Source organism: Pseudomonas sp. PGPPP1, from assembly GCF_002255865.1.
Lineage (GTDB): Bacteria > Pseudomonadota > Gammaproteobacteria > Pseudomonadales > Pseudomonadaceae > Aquipseudomonas > Aquipseudomonas cremoris.
The window spans coordinates 56,031-76,907 of sequence record NZ_NKIG01000013.1 but is presented as its reverse complement, the minus strand read 5'-3'; the positions used below and the strand labels follow the sequence as shown (position 1 = coordinate 76,907).

General features: G+C 60.4%; 22 protein-coding genes. 11 read left to right on the top strand and 11 right to left on the bottom strand.

What is annotated here, in order from left to right; all coding sequences use genetic code 11:
- Window positions 1-14: 14 nt before the first annotated feature.
- Window positions 15-1,403, top strand: a complete 1,389-nt coding sequence (gene cysS, locus CFE47_RS16025) for a cysteine--tRNA ligase (protein ID WP_185706503.1) — start codon at window positions 15-17, stop codon at window positions 1,401-1,403.
- Window positions 1,404-1,774: 371 nt separating this feature from the next.
- Here cysS and CFE47_RS16020 read toward each other — a convergent pair whose 3' ends face one another.
- The 4 genes from CFE47_RS16020 to CFE47_RS16005 form a co-directional block, all read right to left on the bottom strand.
- On the bottom strand, window positions 1,775-2,488 hold the full coding sequence (locus CFE47_RS16020; protein WP_286838391.1) for a DUF4225 domain-containing protein: 714 nt from the start codon (window positions 2,486-2,488) through the stop codon (window positions 1,775-1,777).
- Window positions 2,485-2,970, bottom strand: coding sequence for an Hcp family type VI secretion system effector (locus CFE47_RS16015; RefSeq protein WP_185706511.1), 486 nt, complete (start codon window positions 2,968-2,970; stop codon window positions 2,485-2,487). The genes CFE47_RS16020 and CFE47_RS16015 overlap by 4 nt, the downstream gene beginning before the upstream one ends.
- Before the next feature lie 141 nt (window positions 2,971-3,111).
- A complete protein-coding gene (locus CFE47_RS16010; protein ID WP_286838389.1) occupies window positions 3,112-3,615 on the bottom strand; it encodes a dihydrofolate reductase in 504 nt (167 codons plus the stop codon).
- Between the two features lie 29 nt (window positions 3,616-3,644).
- The gene (locus CFE47_RS16005) at window positions 3,645-4,202 is read right to left on the bottom strand and encodes a dihydrofolate reductase family protein (protein WP_286838386.1); all 558 of its coding nucleotides are present in this window, start codon (window positions 4,200-4,202) and stop codon (window positions 3,645-3,647) included.
- A 95-nt stretch (window positions 4,203-4,297) separates the two neighbouring features.
- Here CFE47_RS16005 and CFE47_RS16000 point away from each other — a divergent pair, with 95 nt between their 5' ends.
- Window positions 4,298-4,756 carry an HIT family protein gene (locus tag CFE47_RS16000; protein WP_286838383.1) on the top strand — a complete coding sequence of 153 codons (459 nt, stop codon included), beginning with the start codon at window positions 4,298-4,300 and terminating at the stop codon, window positions 4,754-4,756.
- Window positions 4,757-4,882: 126 nt separating this feature from the next.
- On the opposite strand, the gene CFE47_RS15995 is transcribed toward CFE47_RS16000, so the two are convergent.
- The 7 genes from CFE47_RS15995 to CFE47_RS15965 all read right to left on the bottom strand — a co-directional run bounded on the left by CFE47_RS15995 (window position 4,883) and on the right by CFE47_RS15965 (window position 12,006).
- Window positions 4,883-5,221, bottom strand: coding sequence for a Na+/H+ antiporter subunit G (locus CFE47_RS15995; RefSeq protein ID WP_026136444.1), 339 nt, complete (start codon window positions 5,219-5,221; stop codon window positions 4,883-4,885).
- Window positions 5,218-5,496, bottom strand: a complete 279-nt coding sequence (locus CFE47_RS15990) for a K+/H+ antiporter subunit F (protein WP_003211751.1) — start codon at window positions 5,494-5,496, stop codon at window positions 5,218-5,220. The genes CFE47_RS15995 and CFE47_RS15990 overlap by 4 nt, the downstream gene beginning before the upstream one ends.
- Entirely contained in the window at window positions 5,493-5,981 is a 489-nt protein-coding gene (locus CFE47_RS15985; protein ID WP_065953101.1) for a Na+/H+ antiporter subunit E, read from the bottom strand. The genes CFE47_RS15990 and CFE47_RS15985 overlap by 4 nt, the downstream gene beginning before the upstream one ends.
- Window positions 5,978-7,660: a monovalent cation/H+ antiporter subunit D gene (locus CFE47_RS15980; protein ID WP_185706523.1), complete on the bottom strand. Its 1,683-nt coding sequence runs from the start codon at window positions 7,658-7,660 to the stop codon at window positions 5,978-5,980. The genes CFE47_RS15985 and CFE47_RS15980 overlap by 4 nt, the downstream gene beginning before the upstream one ends.
- Window positions 7,657-8,001, bottom strand: a complete 345-nt coding sequence (locus CFE47_RS15975) for a Na+/H+ antiporter subunit C (protein ID WP_003192163.1) — start codon at window positions 7,999-8,001, stop codon at window positions 7,657-7,659. The genes CFE47_RS15980 and CFE47_RS15975 overlap by 4 nt, the downstream gene beginning before the upstream one ends.
- A complete protein-coding gene (locus tag CFE47_RS15970) occupies window positions 8,001-10,922 on the bottom strand; it encodes a monovalent cation/H+ antiporter subunit A (RefSeq protein WP_286838371.1) in 2,922 nt (973 codons plus the stop codon). The genes CFE47_RS15975 and CFE47_RS15970 overlap by 1 nt, the downstream gene beginning before the upstream one ends.
- Before the next feature lie 154 nt (window positions 10,923-11,076).
- On the bottom strand, window positions 11,077-12,006 hold the full coding sequence (locus CFE47_RS15965; RefSeq protein ID WP_286838369.1) for a DMT family transporter: 930 nt from the start codon (window positions 12,004-12,006) through the stop codon (window positions 11,077-11,079).
- A 92-nt stretch (window positions 12,007-12,098) separates the two neighbouring features.
- Here CFE47_RS15965 and CFE47_RS15960 point away from each other — a divergent pair, with 92 nt between their 5' ends.
- From CFE47_RS15960 to CFE47_RS15920, 9 genes are all read left to right on the top strand, one after another.
- The gene (locus CFE47_RS15960) at window positions 12,099-12,662 is read left to right on the top strand and encodes a helix-turn-helix domain-containing protein (protein ID WP_286838366.1); all 564 of its coding nucleotides are present in this window, start codon (window positions 12,099-12,101) and stop codon (window positions 12,660-12,662) included.
- Window positions 12,663-12,816: 154 nt separating this feature from the next.
- The gene (locus CFE47_RS15955) at window positions 12,817-14,013 is read left to right on the top strand and encodes an SfnB family sulfur acquisition oxidoreductase (protein ID WP_286838363.1); all 1,197 of its coding nucleotides are present in this window, start codon (window positions 12,817-12,819) and stop codon (window positions 14,011-14,013) included.
- A gap of 11 nt (window positions 14,014-14,024) precedes the next feature.
- Window positions 14,025-14,351: an acyl-CoA dehydrogenase gene (locus tag CFE47_RS15950; RefSeq protein ID WP_286838361.1), complete on the top strand. Its 327-nt coding sequence runs from the start codon at window positions 14,025-14,027 to the stop codon at window positions 14,349-14,351.
- Complete coding sequence (locus CFE47_RS15945) at window positions 14,351-15,730, top strand: LLM class flavin-dependent oxidoreductase (protein ID WP_286838359.1); 1,380 nt, start codon at window positions 14,351-14,353, stop codon at window positions 15,728-15,730. Before CFE47_RS15950 ends, CFE47_RS15945 begins: the two co-directional genes overlap by 1 nt.
- A gap of 182 nt (window positions 15,731-15,912) precedes the next feature.
- Window positions 15,913-16,815, top strand: a complete 903-nt coding sequence (locus CFE47_RS15940; protein ID WP_286838357.1) for an AMP-binding protein — start codon at window positions 15,913-15,915, stop codon at window positions 16,813-16,815.
- Entirely contained in the window at window positions 16,812-17,582 is a 771-nt protein-coding gene (locus tag CFE47_RS15935; protein ID WP_286838355.1) for an ABC transporter ATP-binding protein, read from the top strand. Before CFE47_RS15940 ends, CFE47_RS15935 begins: the two co-directional genes overlap by 4 nt.
- Window positions 17,582-18,463, top strand: coding sequence for a branched-chain amino acid ABC transporter permease (locus CFE47_RS15930; protein WP_286838353.1), 882 nt, complete (start codon window positions 17,582-17,584; stop codon window positions 18,461-18,463). Before CFE47_RS15935 ends, CFE47_RS15930 begins: the two co-directional genes overlap by 1 nt.
- A gap of 4 nt (window positions 18,464-18,467) precedes the next feature.
- Complete coding sequence (locus tag CFE47_RS15925; RefSeq protein WP_286838351.1) at window positions 18,468-19,517, top strand: branched-chain amino acid ABC transporter permease; 1,050 nt, start codon at window positions 18,468-18,470, stop codon at window positions 19,515-19,517.
- Between the two features lie 19 nt (window positions 19,518-19,536).
- Complete coding sequence (locus CFE47_RS15920; RefSeq protein WP_286838349.1) at window positions 19,537-20,877, top strand: ABC transporter substrate-binding protein; 1,341 nt, start codon at window positions 19,537-19,539, stop codon at window positions 20,875-20,877.

Here is a 20,877-nt window from a genome sequence, read left to right as displayed (position 1 = left end):
CAGAAGGGTTCATCGTGCTAACGATCTACAACACACTCAGCAAGACCAAAGAAGTCTTCAAGCCGCTCGATGGCAACAAGGTGCGCATGTACGTGTGCGGCATGACCGTGTACGACTACTGCCACATCGGCCACGGCCGCAGCATGGTTGCCTTCGACCTGGTGACCCGCTGGTTGCGTTTCAGCGGCTATGACTTGACGTACGTGCGCAACATCACCGACATCGACGACAAGATCATCAACCGCGCCAACGAAAACGGCGAGTCGTTCGATGCGCTGACCGAGCGCATGATCGCCGCCATGCACGAGGACGAGGCACGCCTCAACATCCTCAAGCCAGACATGGAGCCGCGTGCCACGGACCACATTCCGGGCATGCACGCCATGATCCAGACCCTGATCGACAAGGGTTACGCCTACGCCCCAGGCAATGGCGACGTGTACTACCGCGTCGCCAAGTTCATGGGCTACGGCAAGCTGTCGCGCAAAAAGATCGAAGACCTGCGCATTGGTGCACGGATCGAAGTCGACGAAGCCAAGCAAGACCCGCTGGACTTCGTGCTGTGGAAAGCCACCAAGCCGGGCGAGCCGAGCTGGGAGTCGCCGTGGGGCGCGGGCCGTCCGGGCTGGCACATCGAGTGCTCGGTGATGTCCACCTGCTGCCTGGGCGAGACCTTCGACATTCATGGCGGCGGCAGCGACCTTGAGTTCCCGCACCACGAAAACGAAATCGCCCAAAGCGAAGCCGCCACCGGCAAGACCTACGCCAACGCCTGGATGCACTGCGGCATGATCCGCATCAATGGCGAGAAGATGTCCAAGTCCTTGAACAACTTCTTCACCATTCGCGACGTGCTGGAAAAGTACCATCCTGAGGTTGTGCGTTACCTGCTGGTGTCGAGCCACTACCGCAGCGCGATCAACTACTCGGAAGATAACCTTAAGGACGCCAAAGGCGCCCTGGAGCGGTTCTACCATGCGTTGAAAGGCTTGCCTGTTGTCGCCCCAGCCGGCGGCGAAGCGTTCGTTGAGCGCTTCACCCAGGTGATGAACGACGACTTCGGCACTCCGGAAGCCTGCGCCGTACTGTTCGAAATGGTGCGTGAGATCAACCGCCTGCGCGAGAGCGATCTCGACGCAGCGGCAGGCCTTGCGGCGCGCCTGAAAGAACTGGCCAGCGTGCTGGGCGTGTTGCAGATGGAAGCCGATGACTTCCTGCAAGCCGGCGCTGAAGGGCGTGTGGATGCGGCAGAAGTGGATGCGCTGATCCAGGCGCGTTTGGCTGCACGTACCAACAAGGACTGGGCGGAATCCGACCGACTCCGCGACCAACTCACCGCCATGGGCGTGGTGTTGGAAGACGGTAAGGGTGGGACGACGTGGCGGTTGGCTGATCAGGCTTGATAGGTAAACGCTGAATAAAAAACGCCCCGACTGGTTCGGGGCGTTTTTTTTGCAAAATAGCGATGCCCCCCCTTAGCGTTTCCACCACCCATTTAAGTCACGCTTTACTGGGAATGCACTTGCATGCAACAGAAAACAGGTAAGTGCTAGCCATCCGATGAAGATGTGTTCGTTAATTATTTCAGGCCTGTGCCCTATGAGTGGATATTCATCAAATGCCGCAATTTTGTAATGTATTCTCATGGCGAGCATGTTCGGTATTAAACCTAAGAAAAGTCTTATGTATCCTAGATTTTGACTGGAGAGTATTACTCTCAGTGAGAATGCGCAGAGGACTCCAGTGATTGACAACAGAGGGAATAACCAGATAGTCATTTTTTTGTTTCCTGATACAGCTGTTCTAATGTAATGCTATCTATAATTGCTTCAGCTCCCAATGAACTTGGTCTCATGATTTTATAGGCGCGTATACGGTCGCTGTCGAGGTATCTGAATAAGCGCCAAGCATCTGGCTTTAACACATGCCTTACAACACTGTAGGCGGACAGTCCGATATCAACTGAGCCATAGGCCATATTAGCCTCTCGTTCACCGTGCCCCATAGCTAATGCAGCCGACTGATAAGCGCTGCGAACCGGACCCACCGTATCCGATTGCCCTGTCATCATGTTACGCCCACCCTCATATACGTTATTTGCACCATGCGCCATTAGCGGCACTCCCGCGATAAGGCAGAGCGTACCAACAGAGGCGTAGCAAACTCCGGCCCCCGTCGCTATTTGTAGCGCGCCCGCAACAACTCCGATGCCATTTCGTCCAATCGCTATGGATTGGTCCAGCAAGCTCCGCTGTTCTCGCTTTATTTCGGTGAGCCCTTCCGTGACAGTTTTTTTTCCCTGTTTTACATCGCCAACGATACTGCGCGCGTAATACGCAACTTCCCGATTGAATATTGACCGTGTCATACCATCCTGCAGATGGCGCGCGCTGATGGTGCACGCTTGGCTGGTGAGTCTTCCTGCAGCTTGGCTGACTTCCCATAAGTCTTGAAACGTTGGGGCCTGGTTTTTGCTTTTCGATGTCATCGCCCGGCTTCCCATGAGCCGTAACCACTGGTGCCCGCGAGATGATGGGTCCAGATGATCTCTCGATAACGAAGGGCCAGGTGTTCCTGCGCTTCTACATCGGTTAACAGGACAGCGTGCGGAACCTCGACCGTCAGGTTGGCGATGATGCAGCCCCTGATATCGACGGTGTAGTACTTCTCGCGCTGACCCGACGGCGACGTGCGATAAAAGTTAATTACGCAGTCCAGTTCTTCTCTGTTCGATAAAGCCACGGCTAATAAAGGCGATGATTTATCAATGTTTTTTGTGATGACCACCGGACCGTGGGTGGATGCCCTGACGTTGCCCGTATTGAGCATGTTGTGGTTATAGGACATCACCATGATTTCGTCTTTATGACCCTCCTGGCACTTATTGCCGATAGAGTCCTGGGTCGAACAGCCCGCCGAAATCAGGCCTTGGGATTGTCCTTTGATGGACATGTAGCCGTGGTATGCCATGGGGTAAACACTCTGAGTTGTCTGCCCCGAACATACGGAAAAAATGAAATAGGAAATATCGGACGCTTCGCTTTTTATAGTGCGAGTTGGATGTAGGAATGTTCGAGGTTTGCAGCTGGAAGTACGCAGGGCGCGCAGCTATCAACAGTTATGTGGATTCGCCTTTTCTGCCGCGCGGCGCACGTAATCCACCCACTCATATTCAAGGCCTTGGTGTTCCCTGACGCCATGACGGCAAACCTCGCTGAACTCACTCTCGAAGCTGGGGAATTTGGCCTCACCTTCATGATCATCATTGAAGAGGGTGAGGTACAGCCTGTCCACCTGGTCTATCACCTGGTCATAAAGCTCCGGCCCGCCGCCGATATGAATCTCTTCGGGCGCAAACGCCGCTGCGCATTCCAGGGCCGATGCCAAGGATTGGCAGATAATGGCGTGTTCGTGCCGATACGCAGGATTGCGCGTCAGCACGATATTGGGCCGATCCACAAGCGGTCGCCCGCTAAGCGCAATCACCGACTCAAATGTCTTGCGCCCCATGATCACCGGCTTGCCGATGGTCTTGGCAGCGAAGCGGCGCATGTCATCGGGGACATTGCGCAATAGCCCGCCGGCTTTGCCGATGGAGCGGTTGTGGCGGCCCATGCCGGCCACCAGTGCGAGGGGAATGCCCATCATGACGTCACTGCTTTCGCAATGGCATAGCGGCTCTGCACAAAACCGTTGTCCGACGCGTAGGTGCCGAGATGGCGAAGTTCATGCTCGCTGCCCACCTGGCTGAACAACGAAATCCCTTCGCCCAGCAACACCGGAATACGCGTGATGATCAACTCGTTGATCAACCCCGCTTCAAGAAACGCCTGGACCGTCTGCCCGCCGTCGATATACAGATGTTTCATGCCGCGCTCGGCCAACAGCTCGACCAGGGCGCTGACATCCGCCTCAAGTACTTCGACCTTGCCTTGCAAATGCGCGGGAATCTCCAGCGGTTGGTGAGACAACGCTATGACGGGCAAATCTTCATACGGCCACTCAGGAAACGACAGGACTTTCTCCAGGGTCTTGCGCCCCATGACCAATGTGTCGACGGTGGCGATGAAGCTTTCATACGTCACGCCGTTCAAGGCTGCGGTTTCGTATTCTGGGCGGTGTAGCCATTCGATGTCACCGTCTGGTCGTGCAATGAAACCGTCAACGCTGGCTGCGATAAATACGGAACACTTGATATCCATGGCGGGCTGAAACTCCTTTTGTTTTGACGTGTGCCGAATCCTAGCTTTAGATGATCGCCACGAGCAAACCCACGATTGAAATGGCAGTGATTAAAATGGATTGTATTTTCTGCAACATTGTCCGCAAAACCTCCCCAGCCCACATCCTCTGGGAAGACGACCAGCACATGGCCTTCCTCTCGATCTTCCCCAATACCCCCGGTTTCAGCGTGGTGATCCCCAAGCAGCATTACGGCAGTTACGCGTTTGCGCAGTCGGATGAGGTGCTGGCGGCGCTGGCGGTGGCGGCGAAGAAGACGGCCTTGCAAATCGACAGGGCGTTTCCTGATGTGGCGCGTACAGGGTTGATCATGGAGGGGTATGGCGTGGATCACCTGCATGCGAAGTTGTTTCCCATGCATGGGACGGGCTCGGACAGTACGTTCAAGCCGCTGAGTTCGAAGGTGGACAAGTTTTTTGAGGCGTATGAAGGCTATATATCGTCCCACGATCATGTGCGGGCGGATGATGCCGAGTTGGCAGAGTTGGCGGCCAAAATCCGATCTTTCGCCTAGCGCAAAGCCAAATGTGGGAGCGGGCTTGCTCGCGAATACGGTGTGTCAGTCAAAGATATATTCACTGATACACCGCATTCGCGAGCAAGCCCGCTCCCACATTTTGAACTGTGTTTGCCTGAGAAATCAGCGACGGCTGCTGACCTCGGCGGGCACATCATCACCCGCCATGCGCTTGCGGAACAACGCCGTACGCGCCAACAGCAACGTGGTCACCGGCACGGTGATCGACAACAAAATTGGAATCAACCAGCCGTGCAACACCGGCCCGGACTTGAGCACCGAGAAATACACAATCGACGCCAACGCCACGCACCAAGCCCCCAACGTCGAGGCCAGTGCCGGCGGGTGCATGCGCTGGAAGAAGTCTTTCATGCGCAGCAACCCAATCGCGCCAATCAACGCAAACACGCTGCTCAGCACCAACAGCACCGCCACGATCACTTCCACCCATAACGGCATCATTCAATCACCTCGCCACGCAGCAGGAATTTCGCCAGGGCAAATGAGCCCACAAAACCGAACAGCGCAATCAGCAGCGCCGCTTCAAAGTAGGTGTCACTGGCATAACGAATACCCAGCACCAGCATCATGAGCATCGCCAAGATGTACAGGTAGTCCAGCGCCAGTACGCGGTCCTGGGCCGACGGGCCTTTGAACAGGCGCACCAGGGTCAGCACCATGGCCAGGGAGAACAGGAACAGGCTGAACAGGATCGCATTGGAGAGCAGGGCACTCATTCGAAGATCTCCATCAAGGGCCGCTCGTAGGTGGTCTTGAAGTGCTCGATAAACGGCGCTTCATCCTCCAGGTCGAACACGTGCAAGAGCAAAATGCTGCGGTCCAACGCCAGTTCCGACCAGATGGTGCCGGGCACCACGGTAGTAATCATCGACAGGGCGGCAAGGCCGTTGGCGTCGCGCAGGTCCAGGGGGATCTTGATAAAGCGCGAGCGGGGCGGGCGTGAGCCGCAGGTCAGCACGCCCCAGGCCACTTGCAGGTTGGAGACGATCACGTCGCGGCCCACCAGGAAAAACAGGCGAATGATCACGCCAGGACGGCGGATGCGGATCGGCAACGGGCGCAGCGGCGCCATCAGCAGCGGCGCCAGAAAGCCCAGCAGCGCGCCCAGCAACAGGTTGCCGGGGCTTACCGACAGGTTCAGCACCAGCCATAACAACCACAACGCCAACGACAACCACGGGGCAGGGAACAGGCGTTTCATGGTTGCACCTCCAGCGCGGCGGCCTTGGCTTCAGGGCTAGGCACGGGACGCGTGGCCATCACCGCCATCACGTAGTGTTCCGGGTTGTTCAGGCTGACGGCGGTGTCCTGGGTGTAGCGCATCAGCGGTTCGGCCTTGAAGGTCAGCAAGATGCTCAGGCCCAGCAGGAAGAAGATCGGCACACACTCGTAGCGGCGCAGCAGCGGCGAGGGTCGCTCTTCCGGGGTCCAGAAGCGTTGGATGCCGAGGCGGGCGAAGGCGATCAGCGAGGCGAGGCCAGAGAGAATCAGCAGCGCCACCAGGCCCCACGCAGCAGGGCGGATCGGTGCGTCAACGCTGACTCCAAGGCCCAACGGATTGACCAGCGCACTCAACAAGCTGAGCTTGCCGATAAACCCGGACAGCGGCGGCATGCCGATGATCAGCAGGGCGCAGGCAATGAAGCTCAAGCCCAGGAATGCCATGGTCCAGGGAATCACCTGGCCAACCACCGCCTGTTGCTCATCGTCGAGGTTCACGCCAGGACGCGGATGCAGGGATTCCATGGCTTTAGGCAGCGCATCGATTTCTTCGTCCAGCGGCAGGTCGTTCGCCGAACGTGAACGCTCGATCAGTTCAGCCAGCAGGAATAGCGCGCTCAACGCCAGGGTTGAGCTGACCAGATAGAACAGTGCACCAGCGGTCAGGCTGGGTTGGGCGAAGCCGACGGCCGACAGCAAAATCCCCGCCGACACCAAAATGCTCAAGCTGGCCATGCGCTCCAGTCGCTGCGCCGCCACCATCGCCAACCCGGCGCAGATGATCGTCGCCATGCCGCCATACACCAGCCAGTCGCCGCCAAACAGCGCCGACGCACCGGCCTGGCCCGAGAACAGCAAGGTCCACAGGCGCAGCACGGTGTACACGCCGACCTTGGTCATGATCGCAAACATCGCCGCCACCGGCGCACTGGCCGAGGAGTAGGCGGGCGCCAGCCAGAAGTTCAGCGGCCACATGCCGGCCTTGGCCAGGAACGCCGTGGCAAGAATCGCCGCACCAGCATGCAACAGGCCGCGATCGGCTTCCGGCACCAACGGGATTTTCAATGCCAGGTCAGCAAAGTTCAGGGTGCCGGTGACGCCGTAGATCATGGCCGCGCCAATCAGGAACAGCGACGACGCCAACAGGTTGATCGCAATGTAGTGCAATCCCGCCGACACCCGTGCGCGGCCTGAACCGTGCAACATCAAGCCATACGACGCTGCCAGCAGCACCTCGAAGAACACGAACAGGTTGAACAGGTCGGCGGTGAGGAACGCGCCGTACAGGCCCATCATCTGCACTTGGAACAACGCATGGAAACTGGTGCCCGCGCGGTCCCAGCGGGCCATGGCGAACAGCAGCGCGCTCACGCCGATGATGCCGGTGAGCACCAGCATCAGCGCCGACAGTTGGTCCACCACCAGCACAATGCCGAACGGCACCTGCCAGTTGCCCGGCAGGTACACGCCAATCGAACCGGGGCCGCCTTTTTGCGTCCAGTACAGCAGCAGCACCGCGATGCCCAGGCCGATCAGGCTGGAGACCAGGTTGATCTTGGCCTTCAACGGCCGACGTTTTTCGCCGAGCATCAGCATCAATGCGGCGGTCAGCAACGGCAGCAGGATCGGCGCGACGATCAGTTGATTCATCCACGTCATTCCTTGGGCTCCCGGCCGTCTACATGGTCAGTGCCGGTCAAGCCCCGGGAGGCGAGCAGCACCACCAGGAACAAGGCCGTCATGGCGAAGCTGATCACGATCGCCGTGAGCACCAGGGCCTGGGGCAGGGGATCGGTGTAGTTGAGCAGGTCTTGCGGCACGCCGTCCTTGATGATCGGCTCCTTGCCGATAAACAGGCTGCCCATGCTGAAAATGAACAGGTTGACCCCGTACGACAACAGGCACAGGCCCATCACCACCTGGAATGTCCGTGGCCGCAGGATCAACCACACGCCGGAGGCCGCGAGGACCCCAATGGCGATTGCGATGACTTCTTCCATCAGGCGGCTCCTTCTGTTGCGGCAACCACTTTGGCCTGGTTGCTCGGTTTATGCGCGCGTACCGACTGGTGACCGAGGGCGGTGAGCATCAGCAGCGTCGAGCCGACGACCATGGCGTATACGCCGACGTCGAAGAACAAGGCGCTGGCGACATGAATATCCCCCAGCAGCGGCAGGCTGAAATGCCAGGTGTGTGTGGTGAGGAACGGGTAACCGGCAAACAGCGCACCGAGACCGGTAAGGGTCGCCGAGAACAGGCCGAAGCCCATCCAGCGCATCGGACGCAAACTCATCTGCGCCTCGACCCACTGCGTGCCCGCCACCATGTATTGCAGGATGAATGCTACGGACATCACCAGGCCGGCGACAAAGCCGCCGCCGGGTTGGTTGTGGCCGCGCATGAACAGGTAGAACGACACCACCAGCGCAATCGGCAGCAGCAGGCGCACCAGCACCGCCGGCACCATCATGAAACCCAAGGCGGTGTCGCTGGCCTGGCGCGGGTTGACCAGGTCGGTGGCCACGTCCGGCGCCAGTTGGCGCTGTTGGGCGGGCAGTTGCATGCTTTCTTTCGACGGGCGGAAGCGACGCAGCAGGGCGTATACGGTCAGCGCCACGGCGCCGAGTACGGTGATTTCGCCCAGGGTGTCGAAGCCCCGGAAGTCCACCAGCATCACGTTCACCACATTGCTACCGCCGCCTTCGGGCAGCGCGCGGCTGAGGTAGAACGAGGAGATGTCGTTGGGCGTCTGGCGCGTCAGCATCGCGTAGGACAGCAGTGCCATGCCGCCGCCCACCACGGTGGACAGCAGGAAGTCGCGCAGGCGGCGGATACGCGCCTTGCGCAGGGAGCTTGGCAGTGGCGAAACTTCTTCGATCCGCCGTGGCAGCCAGCGCAGGCCCAGCAGGATCAGCACGGTGGTCACCACTTCCACGACCAGTTGCGTCAGCGCCAGGTCCGGCGCCGAGAACCACACGAAGGTGATGCAGGTCATCAGGCCGCACACGCTGACCATGGTCAGGGCCGCCAGTCGGTGGTATTTGGCTTGCCAAGCAGCGCCCAGCGCGCAGGCAATCGCTAGCAGCCACAGGGTCACGAACACGATGGAACCCGGGATTTTCGGCCGGTCGCCCCAGCTGAGGCCGCTGTGCAACATTGGGATCACACCGGCGACCACCGCCGCCAGCACCAGCAGGAACAGCTGGGTTTGCAGGCGCTTGGTGCTGATGCGTTTTTCGATCTTGCGCACGCCGCGCATCATCACCACCAGGCAGCGCTCAAAACCACGCTTGCCGTTGAAGTAGCTGATCAGGGGCGGGTATTTGAAGCGGCCACGCTTGAGTTGCTTGCGCAGGATCAAATACAGCACCACGCCGCAGCTCATGGCCACCAGGCTCATGATCATCGGCGCGTTCCAGCCGTGCCAGATCGCCAGGCTGTATTCCGGCAGCACGCCGCCTACGACCGGCAGGGCGGCAGCGGCCAGGATCGAACCCACCACCTGCGCCGGAAAAATCCCTACCAGCAGGCAGGTAAATACCAGCAACTCCACCGGTGCGCGCATCCAGCGTGGAGGCTCATGGGGCGTGTGCGGCAAGTTGGTGGCGGTGGGGCCGAAGAACACATCAACGGTAAAGCGCAGCGCATAGACCACGCTGAACGTACCCGCGACGGTCGCGATCACCGGCAGGGCGAATTCCACCCAGGCCGTCGACGAGATAAACACGGTCTCGGCAAAGAACATCTCTTTGGACAGGAAGCCATTGAGCAATGGCACGCCGGCCATGGATGCACTGGCGACCATCGCCAGCGTTGCGGTAAACGGGATCAAGCGGACCAAACCACTGAGTTTGCGAATGTCCCGGGTGCCGCTTTCGTGGTCGATGATCCCCGCCGCCATGAACAGCGAAGCCTTGAAGGTGGCGTGGTTGAGGATGTGGAACACCGCGGCGACGGCGGCCAGCGGGCTGTTGAGACCCAGCAGCAAGGTAATCAAGCCCAGATGGCTGATGGTGGAATAGGCCAGCAGGCCCTTGAGATCGTTCTGAAAGATTGCGCAGTACGCGCCGAGGAGCAGGGTGATCGCGCCGGCACCGCCGACGATGTAGAACCATTCTTCGCTGCCGGACAGCGACGGCCACAGGCGGGCCAGCAGGAACACGCCGGCCTTCACCATCGTCGCCGAATGCAGGTACGCCGAAACCGGCGTCGGTGCCGCCATCGCGTGGGGCAGCCAGAAGTGGAAGGGGAATTGCGCGCTTTTGCTCAAGGCGCCGATCAGCACCAGGGCCAGCATGACCGGGTACAACGAATGCGCGCGAATCTGTTCGCCCGCCGCCAGTACCAGGTCCAGGTCGTAGCTGCCGACGATATGCCCCAGCAACATCACGCCCGCCAACAGGCACAAGCCGCCCGCGCCCGTGACCATCAACGCCATATAAGCGCCACGTCGCGCATCGGCGCGGTGGTGCCAATAACCGATCAACAGGAACGAGAACAGGCTGGTCAGTTCCCAGAAGAACACGATCTGGATCAGGTTGCCGGAGATCACCAGCCCGAGCATGGCGCCCATGAAGGCCAGGAAAAACGCAAAGAAGCGCGGCACCGGGTCGTCCGGCGACATGTAATAGCGTGCATACAGCGACACCAGCGTGCCGATGCCCAGCACCAGCATCGAGAACAGCCAGGCAAAACCGTCCATGCGCAGCACGAAGTTCAACCCAAGGCTGGGCAACCACATGAATTCTTCGCGGATCACGCCACCGTGGGCGATCTGGGGGTAGAGCAGGGCGACTTGAATGGTGCCGACCAGGGCCACAAGGCCGGCCAACAGGGATTCGGTGTTACGTGCATTGTGCGGCAGCAAGGCCGCCAGACAGCTGCCGAGAAACGGCAGAAGCAGTAGAACTATCAGGGACATAGGCTTCTAATCTGCGGGAGTTTGGGATGCATCATACGTGCCGCTTTCACGATCACCAAACGGCAACATGTGGCAGGATCCTACAAGGTAAGCCGAAAACTCGTATAACGCACTGACAGATAGATCGTTCCCACGCTCTGCGTGGGAGCGATCATCAGCTCTGACGTTCTTGCTCCAAGTCGCCTTGCGCCGCCAACGCCTTCCGCCCCTTGGTCTTCATCTCACTCACAATCACCGCCGCCACAATCAACGCCGCCCCCAGCATCGCAATCGGCGGGAAGCGCTCCCCGGCAATCCGCCCAACCACGCCTGCCCACACCGGTTCCCCGGCATAAATCAACGTCGCCCGTGTTGGCGAAACACTTTGCTGCGCCCAGTTCATCGCCACCTGAATCACCGCACTGGTCAAGCCCAGGCCCACTGCGCTGAACAGCAGCAACCACGAGAACCCCGGCAGCGCCTCACCCATTGGTACCACCATCATGAACGACAGCACCGAAGCCGTGGCCAGTTGCACCACGGTAACCCGGCGCACATCCACCTGGCCGGCAAAGGCGCCGATCAGGATGATCTCGGCGGCAATCGCCACCGCGCCGATCAGCGTGGCGATTTCACCAGGGCTGAAATTCAGCGAAGCGCCCGCAGGCCCGGTCAAGAGCATCAACCCGGTAAACGCCAGCATGATGCCAATGCTCGGCATCAACCCCGGGCGACGTCCCAGCACCAGCCACTGCAACAGAGGTACAAAGGGCACGTATAACGCGGTGATAAACGCCGACTGGCTGCTCAGGATCGTCTGCAGGCCAATGGTTTGCAGGCCGTAGCCAAACATGATCGCCACGCCGATAAACACCCCGGCCTTCAACTCGAATAAGGTCAGGTCACGCAGGGTGCGCAGCGAAAAGAAGCCGACCACGATGGCGGCGGCAGCAAAACGCAGGCCGACGAAGAACATCGGCCCGCTGACGGTCATGGCGTGCTGTACCAGCAAAAAGGTGCCGCCCCAGATCATGGTGATCACCACCAAGATGCATTCGGCTTTGCTGAAACGGTTGAAACGCGAAGGGGATTTTGGGGTGGTCATGGCGGCTCGGTCTTGCAAGGGAAAGGCACGGATCGCACAATGCGCCGCACGCTGGGCAGTATACTGCTCACACCCACCTGTTGAGCAATATAGTGCACAAAGAAAATCCGCAACGGGCCTCGGTCCTGCAGCACGTCAGCCAGAACGTTCGTCGCCTGCGCCACGCCGCCGACTTGAGCCAGACTGCGCTCTCGGAAAAGTCCGGGGTCAGCCGGCGCATGCTGGTGGCCATCGAGGCGGGGGAGAAAAACGTAAGCCTGTCCACATTGGACCGGGTGGCCGAAGCGTTGGACGTGGCTTTCAGTGACCTGATCCAGGCGCCTGACGTGCGCGACCACAGCCGCATCAACGAATTGGCTTGGGCAGGGGAGATCGATGGCAGCAAGGCGGTGTTGCTGGCCAAGGCCACCGCACGCCGCGAAGTGGAGTTGTGGGAATGGCGTCTGGAACCCGGCGACCGCTATTGCCCCGACCCCGATCTGGAAGGCTGGAGCGAACAATTATTTGTGTTCGAAGGCAGCCTGACCCTAGTGGTGGCAGGCGTGGAAAACCTGATCGGCGCCGGCGAGTTCTTTATGTTCGCCAGCCACCAGCACCACATCTATCGCAATGACGGTGACGTGGCTGTGCGCTTTATACGTAACGTGGTGATCTAACTGTTCGCCAGGCAACAGTGGATGGACACTTTGCTGGTTTGAAACGTCGCCCTTCACGCGATTTCATCGGCAACCTGCTGATTTTACTGACGATTCAATTCAGGCACGACTCCTGCAAACACTCCAGTATTCCTTCGGAGCCTGGAGTCGGCCCATGTCAGCCCACCCTCTACACCCTGCCCACATCATCCGTTCGGACGCGGAAGCCATCGAAGTCGCGACCCGTCTGGCCAAAAGCTTCGCCGTTGACGCCAGCGTGCGTGATCGCGAGCGCCGTTTACCGGTGGCCGAGCTTGACGAATTTTCCGCCAGTGGCCTGTGGGGCATCACCATTCCCAAAGCCTACGGTGGCGCCGAGGTGTCCTATGTGACGGTGGCCGAGGTGATCAAGTTGATCTCCGCCGCCGACCCGTCCCTGGGGCAGATTCCGCAAAACCACCTCGGCGTGGTGGACATCCTGCTGCAAACCGCCACCGAGGAACAAAAGCGTTACTACTTCGGCAAAGTCCTGGCTGGCTACCGTTTCGGCAACGCGTTCTCCGAAGCCAAGAGCAAGAACGCCGGCACCTTCGATACCCAGATTCGCTTCCACGGCGACACCGCGCAAATCAACGGTGAGAAGTTCTACTGCACCGGCGCGCTGTTCGCCCATATCGTGCCCACGGTGGGCAATAACGAAAAAGACCAGGCATTCATTGCCTTCGTCGAGCGTGACGCCCAAGGCTTGAGCGTGATCGACAGCTGGGACGGCTTTGGCCAGCGCACCACCGCCAGTGGCGGCGTGACGCTCGATGGCGTGACTGTGCCCCTGAGTGCGGTGATCCCGGCCCATCTGGCTTTTGACCAGCCCACTGCCAACGGCCCTATTTCACAGATCATCCAGGCAGCGGTTGATACCGGCATCGCCCTCGGCGCCCTTGAACAAGCCAAGATTTTTGCGCGCCAGGCCCGCCCCTGGATCGACAGCCAGCAGGATCACGGCTGGCAAGACCCGTTCACCATTGCCGCCATCGGCGACCTGGAGTGGCGCGTACACGGCACTGAGGCCATTCTCGCCAAAGCCGGAAAAGCTGTGGACCAGGCGCTCGCCGAACCCAGCGAAGACACCGTCGCCCACGCCTCACTGGTCGTAGCCCAAGCCAAAGTGCTGTCCGCCGAAACCGCCTTGCTCGCCAGCAGCAAACTGTTCGAACTGGCCGGCACCCGCTCCGTCACCGGCAAGCACAACCTCGACCGCTTCTGGCGCAACGCCCGCACCCACACCCTGCACGACCCGGCCCGCTGGAAATACCACCTGATCGGCAACTTCGTGCTCAACGGCGTGAAGCCTGCACGCCACGCCTGGAACTGAGGAGCTTACCCATGACCGCCCTGAACCTTGCGCGCCAACTACTGGACAGCACTCGCCGCCATGTGGAGACCAGCGCCGACCCCTACGTGATCAGCCGCTTTGGCGACCTGCAGATTCGCGTCGATGTGGCCGCCGCCTTGCTCGAACGCGCCGAAACCCACCCAAGCCCCGTGGCCGCGACCGAAGCACAAATCGCTGCTGCCGAAGCCTTGATTGCCGCCAGCAACGCCGAATTCGAACTCACCGGCCAACGCACTGCGCTGCCCTCGACCCTCGATGACCCCCTGCGCGCCAAATACCAGATTGTCGGCAACTACCACCTCAACGGAGTGCTTTGATGTCCCGTGAAATCCGCTTGAATGCCTTCGACATGAACTGTGTCGGCCACCAATCCCCCGGCCTGTGGGCACACCCGCGTGATCGCTCCTGGCAGTACAAGGACCTGGAATACTGGACCGACTTGGCCAAGATCCTTGAGCGTGGCAAGTTCGACGGGCTGTTTATCGCCGACGTGTTGGGCATCTACGACGTGTACAACGGCAACGGCGAAGCCGCCATCCGCCAGGCTACTCAAGTGCCGGTCAACGACCCGCTGTCGTTGATCGCACCGATGGCGCTGGTCACAGAACACTTGGGTTTTGGCCTGACCGCCTCGCTGTCTTTCGAGCACCCATACCCGTTTGCCCGCCGCCTCTCGACACTCGATCACCTGACCAAAGGGCGCATCGGCTGGAACATCGTCACGTCTTACCTGGAAAGCGGCGCAAAAAACATCGGCCAGAAAGCCCAGACCGAACACGATGCGCGCTACGACTACGCCGAGGAATACCTGGAGGTCTGCTACAAACTCTGGGAAGGCAGCTGGGAAGAGGGCGCGGTGCTGCGCGACCGCGAGCGGCGGATTTTCAGCGATCCGAGCAAAATTCATGAGATCCGCCACGTGGGCAAACACTTCCAGGTGCCCGGCATTCATCTGTGCGAACCGTCGCCGCAACGCACGCCGGTGCTGTACCAGGCCGGTGCGTCCAGCCGTGGCAAACAGTTCGCTGCCGAACAGGCCGAGTGCGTATTTGTTGCCGCGCCGTCCAAGGTGCTGCTGAAAAAAACCGTCGCCGACATCCGCCGCCGCGCCGCCGAGGCCGGGCGTGATCCAAAGAAAATCCTGATCTTCAACCTGCAGACGGTGATCGTCGACGAAACCGACGCCAAGGCCAAGGCCAAGTTCGAAGAGTACAAGTCCTACGTCAGCTACGAAGGCGCGATGGCGCTGATCTCCGGCTGGACCGGTATCGACTTCAGCCAGTTCAAACCGGATGAGCCGCTCAAACATGTGCACACCAACGCCATTCAGTCGGCGGTGGAGGCGTTCTCCACGGCCGATCCGAACAAGGTGTGGACGCCGAATGAACTGGCCGACTGGGTGGGTATCGGCGGCTTTGGCCCGTTGTTCGTCGGCGGCCCGGAAACCGTGGCGGACCTGTTGCAAGAGTGGGTCGAAGAGACCGACGTGGACGGCTTCAACCTTGCCTATGCGCTGACTCACGAGACCTTTGTCGACGCCGTTGAATGGCTGGTGCCGGAGTTGCAGAAACGTGGCGTGTACAAGACCGAATACGCCCAGGGCACGTTGCGCGAGAAGTTGTTTGGTGAGGGCGCGCGGTTGGGTGCCAATCACCCAGGCGCCGGCTATCGCGACCTCAGGGCCACCACCCTCTGATTGAAACACCTCGGTCAATGTGGGAGCTGGCTTGCCTGCGATAGCGGACTGTCAGTTGATACATTTGTAGCTGACCCATTGCTATCGCAGGCAAGCCAGCTCCCACATTTGATCTTCATTGTTTCATCTATATCGGCCAGCGGACCACCGCACGCACACCCCCCAATAGGAGCTTTACCCCTATGAGCGTGCATGAACTCAAACGCCCGCAGGTTTTGGAATGGCCTGCCGAACTGCTCGGCCATCTGCCCAAGGCACTGGAACAACTGCACCACTGGGCGCAGATCACGCCGCTGCACACCGCCCTGCGCCACAAACGCTACGGCCAGTGGTATGCATGGCGCTGGATCGACGTGTTACGTGATGTGGAGCGCCTGGCCGATGGCTTGCGCCAGCAGGGTTTCAGCGAGCAATCGCGGCTGGCCCTCAGCGGCGCCTTCGAACCGAACCTGCTGCTGTTGGCCCTGGCCGCCCAGACTATCGGCGGGCAGGTGCTGACGCTGGCCGACACACTTGAACCGGAGGCGTTGCAGCAGCACCTATGGCGTATCCGTCCCACCCATTCCTATACCCAAAACCGCCAACAGGCACGGCATTGGCAAACGGCCAACCTGTTGGATTTTGCCCAACTGCTCGGCCCGCTGGACCCGGCACAGCACCTCACACGTTGGTGGCAACCCAGCGGCGAAACCGCGTTGTGGAGTGAAGAGGGCACCGATTGGCAGGGCGGCCTGGCGGTGGTGCTGGAGCAGTGGTTGAACAGCGGCCACGGGTTGGCCTTCCCGGAAAGCCTGGGCTCGGCGCAACGTGATCGCCGGGAAGTGGCCCCCACCGGCCTGCTGTTGTCGCCCGCCCGCTTGCAGCATTTGGCCGATGAGATCGAAAGCCGCCTCGCACCCCACGGCACCTGGCGCCGACGCTTGTATGACTGGGCTATCGCCCACCCGCACAGCGGCCTGCGTCGCCTGCTGAAAAATCGCGTGCGCAAACTGCTGGGCTTCCAACGCCTGGCCTATATCTGGCAACCCCTTAAATCCAATCCTTCGCCTGCGTGGCTGGCTGAATTCAAACGGGATATCGCATGAGCCAAGCCATTCTCCAGGTGCGGGACATCTCGCTGTCGTTCAAAGGGGTCAAGGCCATCAATGCCTTGTCCTTCGACGTGCAGCGCGGTGAGATCTGCGCGCTGATCGGGCCTAACGGTGCGGGCAAGAGTTCGTTGCTCAATGTGCTCAACGGCGTGTATCGCTTTGATGCCGGCGAGATCGTTTTCGAAGATCAGCACTTTCACCGCATCGACCCGTTGGGCGCTGCTCGTCGTGGCATTGGCCGTACCTTCCAGAACAACGCGTTGTTCAAGAAGATGAGTGTGCTCGACAACATCCTCACCGGCCTGTCACGGCACATGCGCAGCACCTTTATCGAACAGGCCCTTGGCTTGCCCCGCGCCCGGCGTGAGGCGCAAGCCTTCCGCCAGCGCGCCCAGGGCATTCTCGAATTCCTCGAGTTGCAAGCTCATCGCGATGTGCTGGTGGGCAACCTGTCCTACGGCTTGCAAAAGCGCGTGGAGCTTGGCCGGGCGTTGATCGCCGGTCCCAGCTTGTTGCTGTTGGATGAACCGATGGCCGGGATGAACGCCGAGGAAAAACAGGAAATGGCGCGCTTCGTCGCCGACGTGAACCGCGACCTCGGCACCACGGTGGTGTTGATCGAACACGACATCGGCGTGGTGATGGGCCTGTCCGACCATGTGGTGGTACTCGATTACGGACGCAAGGTCGGCGACGGCACACCGGCCGAGGTCCAGGCCAACCCCGAGGTGATCGCCGCCTACCTGGGAGCCGTGCACTGATGACCTTCTTCTTTGAAACCCTGCTCGGTGGTCTGCTGGCCGGCACTATGTATTCGCTGGTCGCGATCGGTTTTGTACTGATCTACAAGGCCAGCGGTGTGTTCAATTTTGCCCAAGGCTCGATGCTGCTGTTTGCGGCGCTGACCTTTGTCAGCCTGCATGACCAGGGCGTGCCGTTTGCCTTGGCGCTGCTGCTCACGGTCATCGTGATGATCGTCGGCGCCTTGCTCATCGAACGCCTGGTGCTGCGGCCGTTGGTGAACCGTTCGCAGATCACCTTGTTCATGGCCACGCTGGGCCTGTCGTTCATCATCGAGGGCTTGGCCCAAGGTTTGATGGGCTCGCAGGTACGCGCCCTGGACCTGGGTATCGACGACGTGCCGTTGTTTGTCGGGCCGCTGATGCTCAGCCAATTCGACCTGATCGCCGCTGCCGCAGCGGTGGTGTTGGTGACGGTGTTGGCGCTGCTGTTCAACAAGACCCGCATCGGCGTATCGCTGCGCGCCGTGGCGGATGACACCACGGCGGCGCTGTCCATCGGCATCAACCTCAACCGTATCTGGCAGATCGTCTGGGCGGTGGCCGGTGTAGTCGGGCTGGTGGCCGGGTTGCTGTGGGGCGCACGCCAGGGCGTGCAGTTTTCGCTGTCGCTGGTGGTGCTCAAGGCGTTGCCGGTGTTGATCATCGGTGGTTTCACCTCGATTGGCGGAGCGATTGTCGGTGGGCTGATTGTCGGCGCGGCAGAGAACCTGGCCGAGGTGTATATCGGCCCGTTGATCGGCGGCGGCATCACGCCGTGGTTCGCTTATGTATTGGCCCTGGCCTTCCTGTATATCCGTCCCGCCGGCCTGTTCGGCGAGCGCGCCATCGAGCGAGTCTGAAACCATGTCGATCCCTATTGCTCAAGAAACCGCGCCGTTGCTGCTGGTCCAGCGGCGCATCCCTTGGGGCCTGCTCGGCCTGTTGGCCCTGGCGTTTATCGTGGTGCCGCTGTGGGGCAATGACTATTGGCTGAATGCGATCCTGATCCCGTTCCTGGTGCTGTCCCTGGCTGGGCTGGGGTTGAACCTGCTCACCGGTTACACCGGGCAAACCTCGGTGGGCGCGGCGGGGTTCATGGCCGTCGGCGCGTTTGCTACGTATGGATTCCTGCTGCGCCTGCCAGAGTTGGGCTTGCCGGTGGCGCTGCTGGGGGGCGGGATCATCAGCGCGTTGGTCGGCTTGCTGTTCGGCTTGCCCAGTTCGCGGATCAAGGGTTTCTACCTGATGGTCACCACGTTGGCCGCGCAGTTTTTCCTGGAGTGGCTGTTCGTCAAATTCCCTTGGTTTTACAACTATGGATCGTCCGGGACCATTTCCGCGCCAAAGCTTGCGCTGTTCGGCCATGACCTCAATACGCCGCTGGGCTGCTACTTGCTGACGTTGGTAACGGTGGTCGTGCTGACCTGGACCGCTATCAACCTGGTGCGCAGCCAAGTCGGGCGCAACTGGATGGCGATCCGCGACATGGACACCGCCGCCGCCGTGGTCGGCATCCCCGTGGTGCGCTACAAGCGCCTGGCGTTTGCGGTCAGCTCGTTCTACCTGGGCATTGCCGGTGCGCTGTGGGCCTTTGCCTACCTGGGCACGGCCAGCGCCAGCAGCTTCGATATCAATCGCTCGTTCCAGATCCTGTTCATCATCATCATCGGTGGCATGGGCAGCATCGCTGGCAACTTCGTCGGTGCGGCGTTTATCAGCCTGTTGCCGATCTTTCTCAGCCACGCCGGGCAGGCCTTGTTCGGCGGTTCGGTGGATGCGGGGCAGTTGCAGAACCTGCAAAAAATCATCTTTGGCGTGTTGATCATCGTGTTCCTGATCAAGGAACCCGAGGGCTTGATTCGCCTGTTGCACAACCTGCGTGACCGTGTGCGGCAGTGGCCGCTGCGTTTCTAACCCCACAAGAGAATCCTTCATGCGTGCATCTTTGAAACGTTCCTTCGCCGGTGCTGCCTTTGCACTGGCGGCATTGGCCGGTGCTGTGCCCCAGGCCGTGGCTTCGCCGGACCAGCAGTTCATTCCCCTGGCCACCTACCGCGTCGGCGCCTATGCCTCCAGCGGCGTGCAGGTGTGGGCCGGGATGATCGACTACCTGCGGTACATCAACGAGGTCGAAGGCGGCATCAACGGCGTCAAATTGGTATGGCAGGAATGCGAGACCGAGTGGACGGCAGAGAAGGGCATCGAGTGCTACGAGCGCTTCAAGAATGGCCTGGATGGCGCGCCGGTGGCGGTGTACCAGCCCAATGGCGCGCCGGCAGCCTATGCGCTGAGCGAGCGGGCGGAAGTGGACAAGATCCCGTTGATCACCCTCGGCTATGGCCGCACCGAAGCCACCGACGGCACGGTGTTCCCCTACAACTTCCCGGTGATGCTGACCTTCTACAGCGAGGCCTCGACCTTGGTGAACTACATCGCCCAGCGCGAGGGCGGGTTCGACAAGCTCAAGGGCAAGAAGATCGCCACGGTCTACCACGACTCGGCCTACGGCCGCGAAACCCTTGGCCCGCTGAAATTGCTCGCCGAAAAGTATGGCTTTGAAAACATCCAGATTCCGGTCGCCGATCCCGGCAACGAGCAATCCGCGCAATGGCGCCAGGTACGCCAGGCCAACCCGGATTGGGTGTTCCTGCGCACCTGGGGCGTATCCACCCCCGTCGCGGTGAAGACCGCTGCACGCTTCGGCTTCCCGGTGGACCATATCATTGGCGATATCTGGGCCAGTTCCAGCGAAGACGTATTGCCTGCCGGCGCCGCTGCCAAAGGCTACCTGGCGCTGACGCCGTACCCGGCAGGCAGCGACTTCGAGATCCACAAACGCCTCAAACAGTACGTCCTCGACAAGGGCCACAGCGACCTCAAGGATTTGAAAAACTTCGGCAGCGTCTACTACAACTCAGGCCTGGTGAACGCCGCCGTGGCGGTGGAAGCGATCCGCACCGGCCAAGCCAAGTTCGGCAAGCGCCCGCTCAATGGTGAAGAAGGCCGCTGGGGCCTGGAGCACCTGAATATCGATGACGCACGGTTGAAAGCCATGGGCTATCTGGGCCTGATGCAAAACCTCAAGCTTTCGTGCCGCGATCACGAAGGCGGCGGTTCGGCGCGGGTGCAGCAGTGGGACGGTGCCAACTGGACCCTGGTGAGCGAGTGGATTGCTGCCGACCGCGCATTACTGCGTCCGCTGATCGACGAAAAATCTGCCGCGTTTGCCAAGGAAAAAGGCCTGACGCCACGCACCTGCACCGGGGATGAATAA

Excerpts from the sequence above, each read along its gene's own strand:
- CFE47_RS15920 (WP_286838349.1), top strand. The coding sequence starts at position 19,537 with ATGCGTGCATCTTTGAAACGTTCCTTCGCCGGTGCTGCCTTTGCACTG.
- CFE47_RS15940 (WP_286838357.1), top strand. The coding sequence starts at position 15,913 with ATGAGCGTGCATGAACTCAAACGCCCGCAGGTTTTGGAATGGCCTGCC.
- CFE47_RS15950 (WP_286838361.1), top strand. The coding sequence starts at position 14,025 with ATGACCGCCCTGAACCTTGCGCGCCAACTACTGGACAGCACTCGCCGC.
- CFE47_RS15970 (WP_286838371.1), bottom strand. The coding sequence starts at position 10,922 with ATGTCCCTGATAGTTCTACTGCTTCTGCCGTTTCTCGGCAGCTGTCTG.
- CFE47_RS15980 (WP_185706523.1), bottom strand. The coding sequence starts at position 7,660 with ATGACGTGGATGAATCAACTGATCGTCGCGCCGATCCTGCTGCCGTTG.
- CFE47_RS16010 (WP_286838389.1), bottom strand. The coding sequence starts at position 3,615 with ATGGGCCGCCACAACCGCTCCATCGGCAAAGCCGGCGGGCTATTGCGC.
- CFE47_RS16015 (WP_185706511.1), bottom strand. The coding sequence starts at position 2,970 with ATGGCATACCACGGCTACATGTCCATCAAAGGACAATCCCAAGGCCTG.
- CFE47_RS15965 (WP_286838369.1), bottom strand. The coding sequence starts at position 12,006 with ATGACCACCCCAAAATCCCCTTCGCGTTTCAACCGTTTCAGCAAAGCC.
- CFE47_RS16005 (WP_286838386.1), bottom strand. The coding sequence starts at position 4,202 with ATGGATATCAAGTGTTCCGTATTTATCGCAGCCAGCGTTGACGGTTTC.
- CFE47_RS15925 (WP_286838351.1), top strand. The coding sequence starts at position 18,468 with ATGTCGATCCCTATTGCTCAAGAAACCGCGCCGTTGCTGCTGGTCCAG.
- CFE47_RS15955 (WP_286838363.1), top strand. The coding sequence starts at position 12,817 with ATGTCAGCCCACCCTCTACACCCTGCCCACATCATCCGTTCGGACGCG.
- CFE47_RS15985 (WP_065953101.1), bottom strand. The coding sequence starts at position 5,981 with ATGAAACGCCTGTTCCCTGCCCCGTGGTTGTCGTTGGCGTTGTGGTTG.
- CFE47_RS16000 (WP_286838383.1), top strand. The coding sequence starts at position 4,298 with ATGGATTGTATTTTCTGCAACATTGTCCGCAAAACCTCCCCAGCCCAC.
- CFE47_RS15990 (WP_003211751.1), bottom strand. The coding sequence starts at position 5,496 with ATGAGTGCCCTGCTCTCCAATGCGATCCTGTTCAGCCTGTTCCTGTTC.
- CFE47_RS15945 (WP_286838359.1), top strand. The coding sequence starts at position 14,351 with ATGTCCCGTGAAATCCGCTTGAATGCCTTCGACATGAACTGTGTCGGC.
- CFE47_RS15935 (WP_286838355.1), top strand. The coding sequence starts at position 16,812 with ATGAGCCAAGCCATTCTCCAGGTGCGGGACATCTCGCTGTCGTTCAAA.
- CFE47_RS16020 (WP_286838391.1), bottom strand. The coding sequence starts at position 2,488 with ATGACATCGAAAAGCAAAAACCAGGCCCCAACGTTTCAAGACTTATGG.
- CFE47_RS15930 (WP_286838353.1), top strand. The coding sequence starts at position 17,582 with ATGACCTTCTTCTTTGAAACCCTGCTCGGTGGTCTGCTGGCCGGCACT.
- CFE47_RS15995 (WP_026136444.1), bottom strand. The coding sequence starts at position 5,221 with ATGATGCCGTTATGGGTGGAAGTGATCGTGGCGGTGCTGTTGGTGCTG.
- CFE47_RS15975 (WP_003192163.1), bottom strand. The coding sequence starts at position 8,001 with ATGGAAGAAGTCATCGCAATCGCCATTGGGGTCCTCGCGGCCTCCGGC.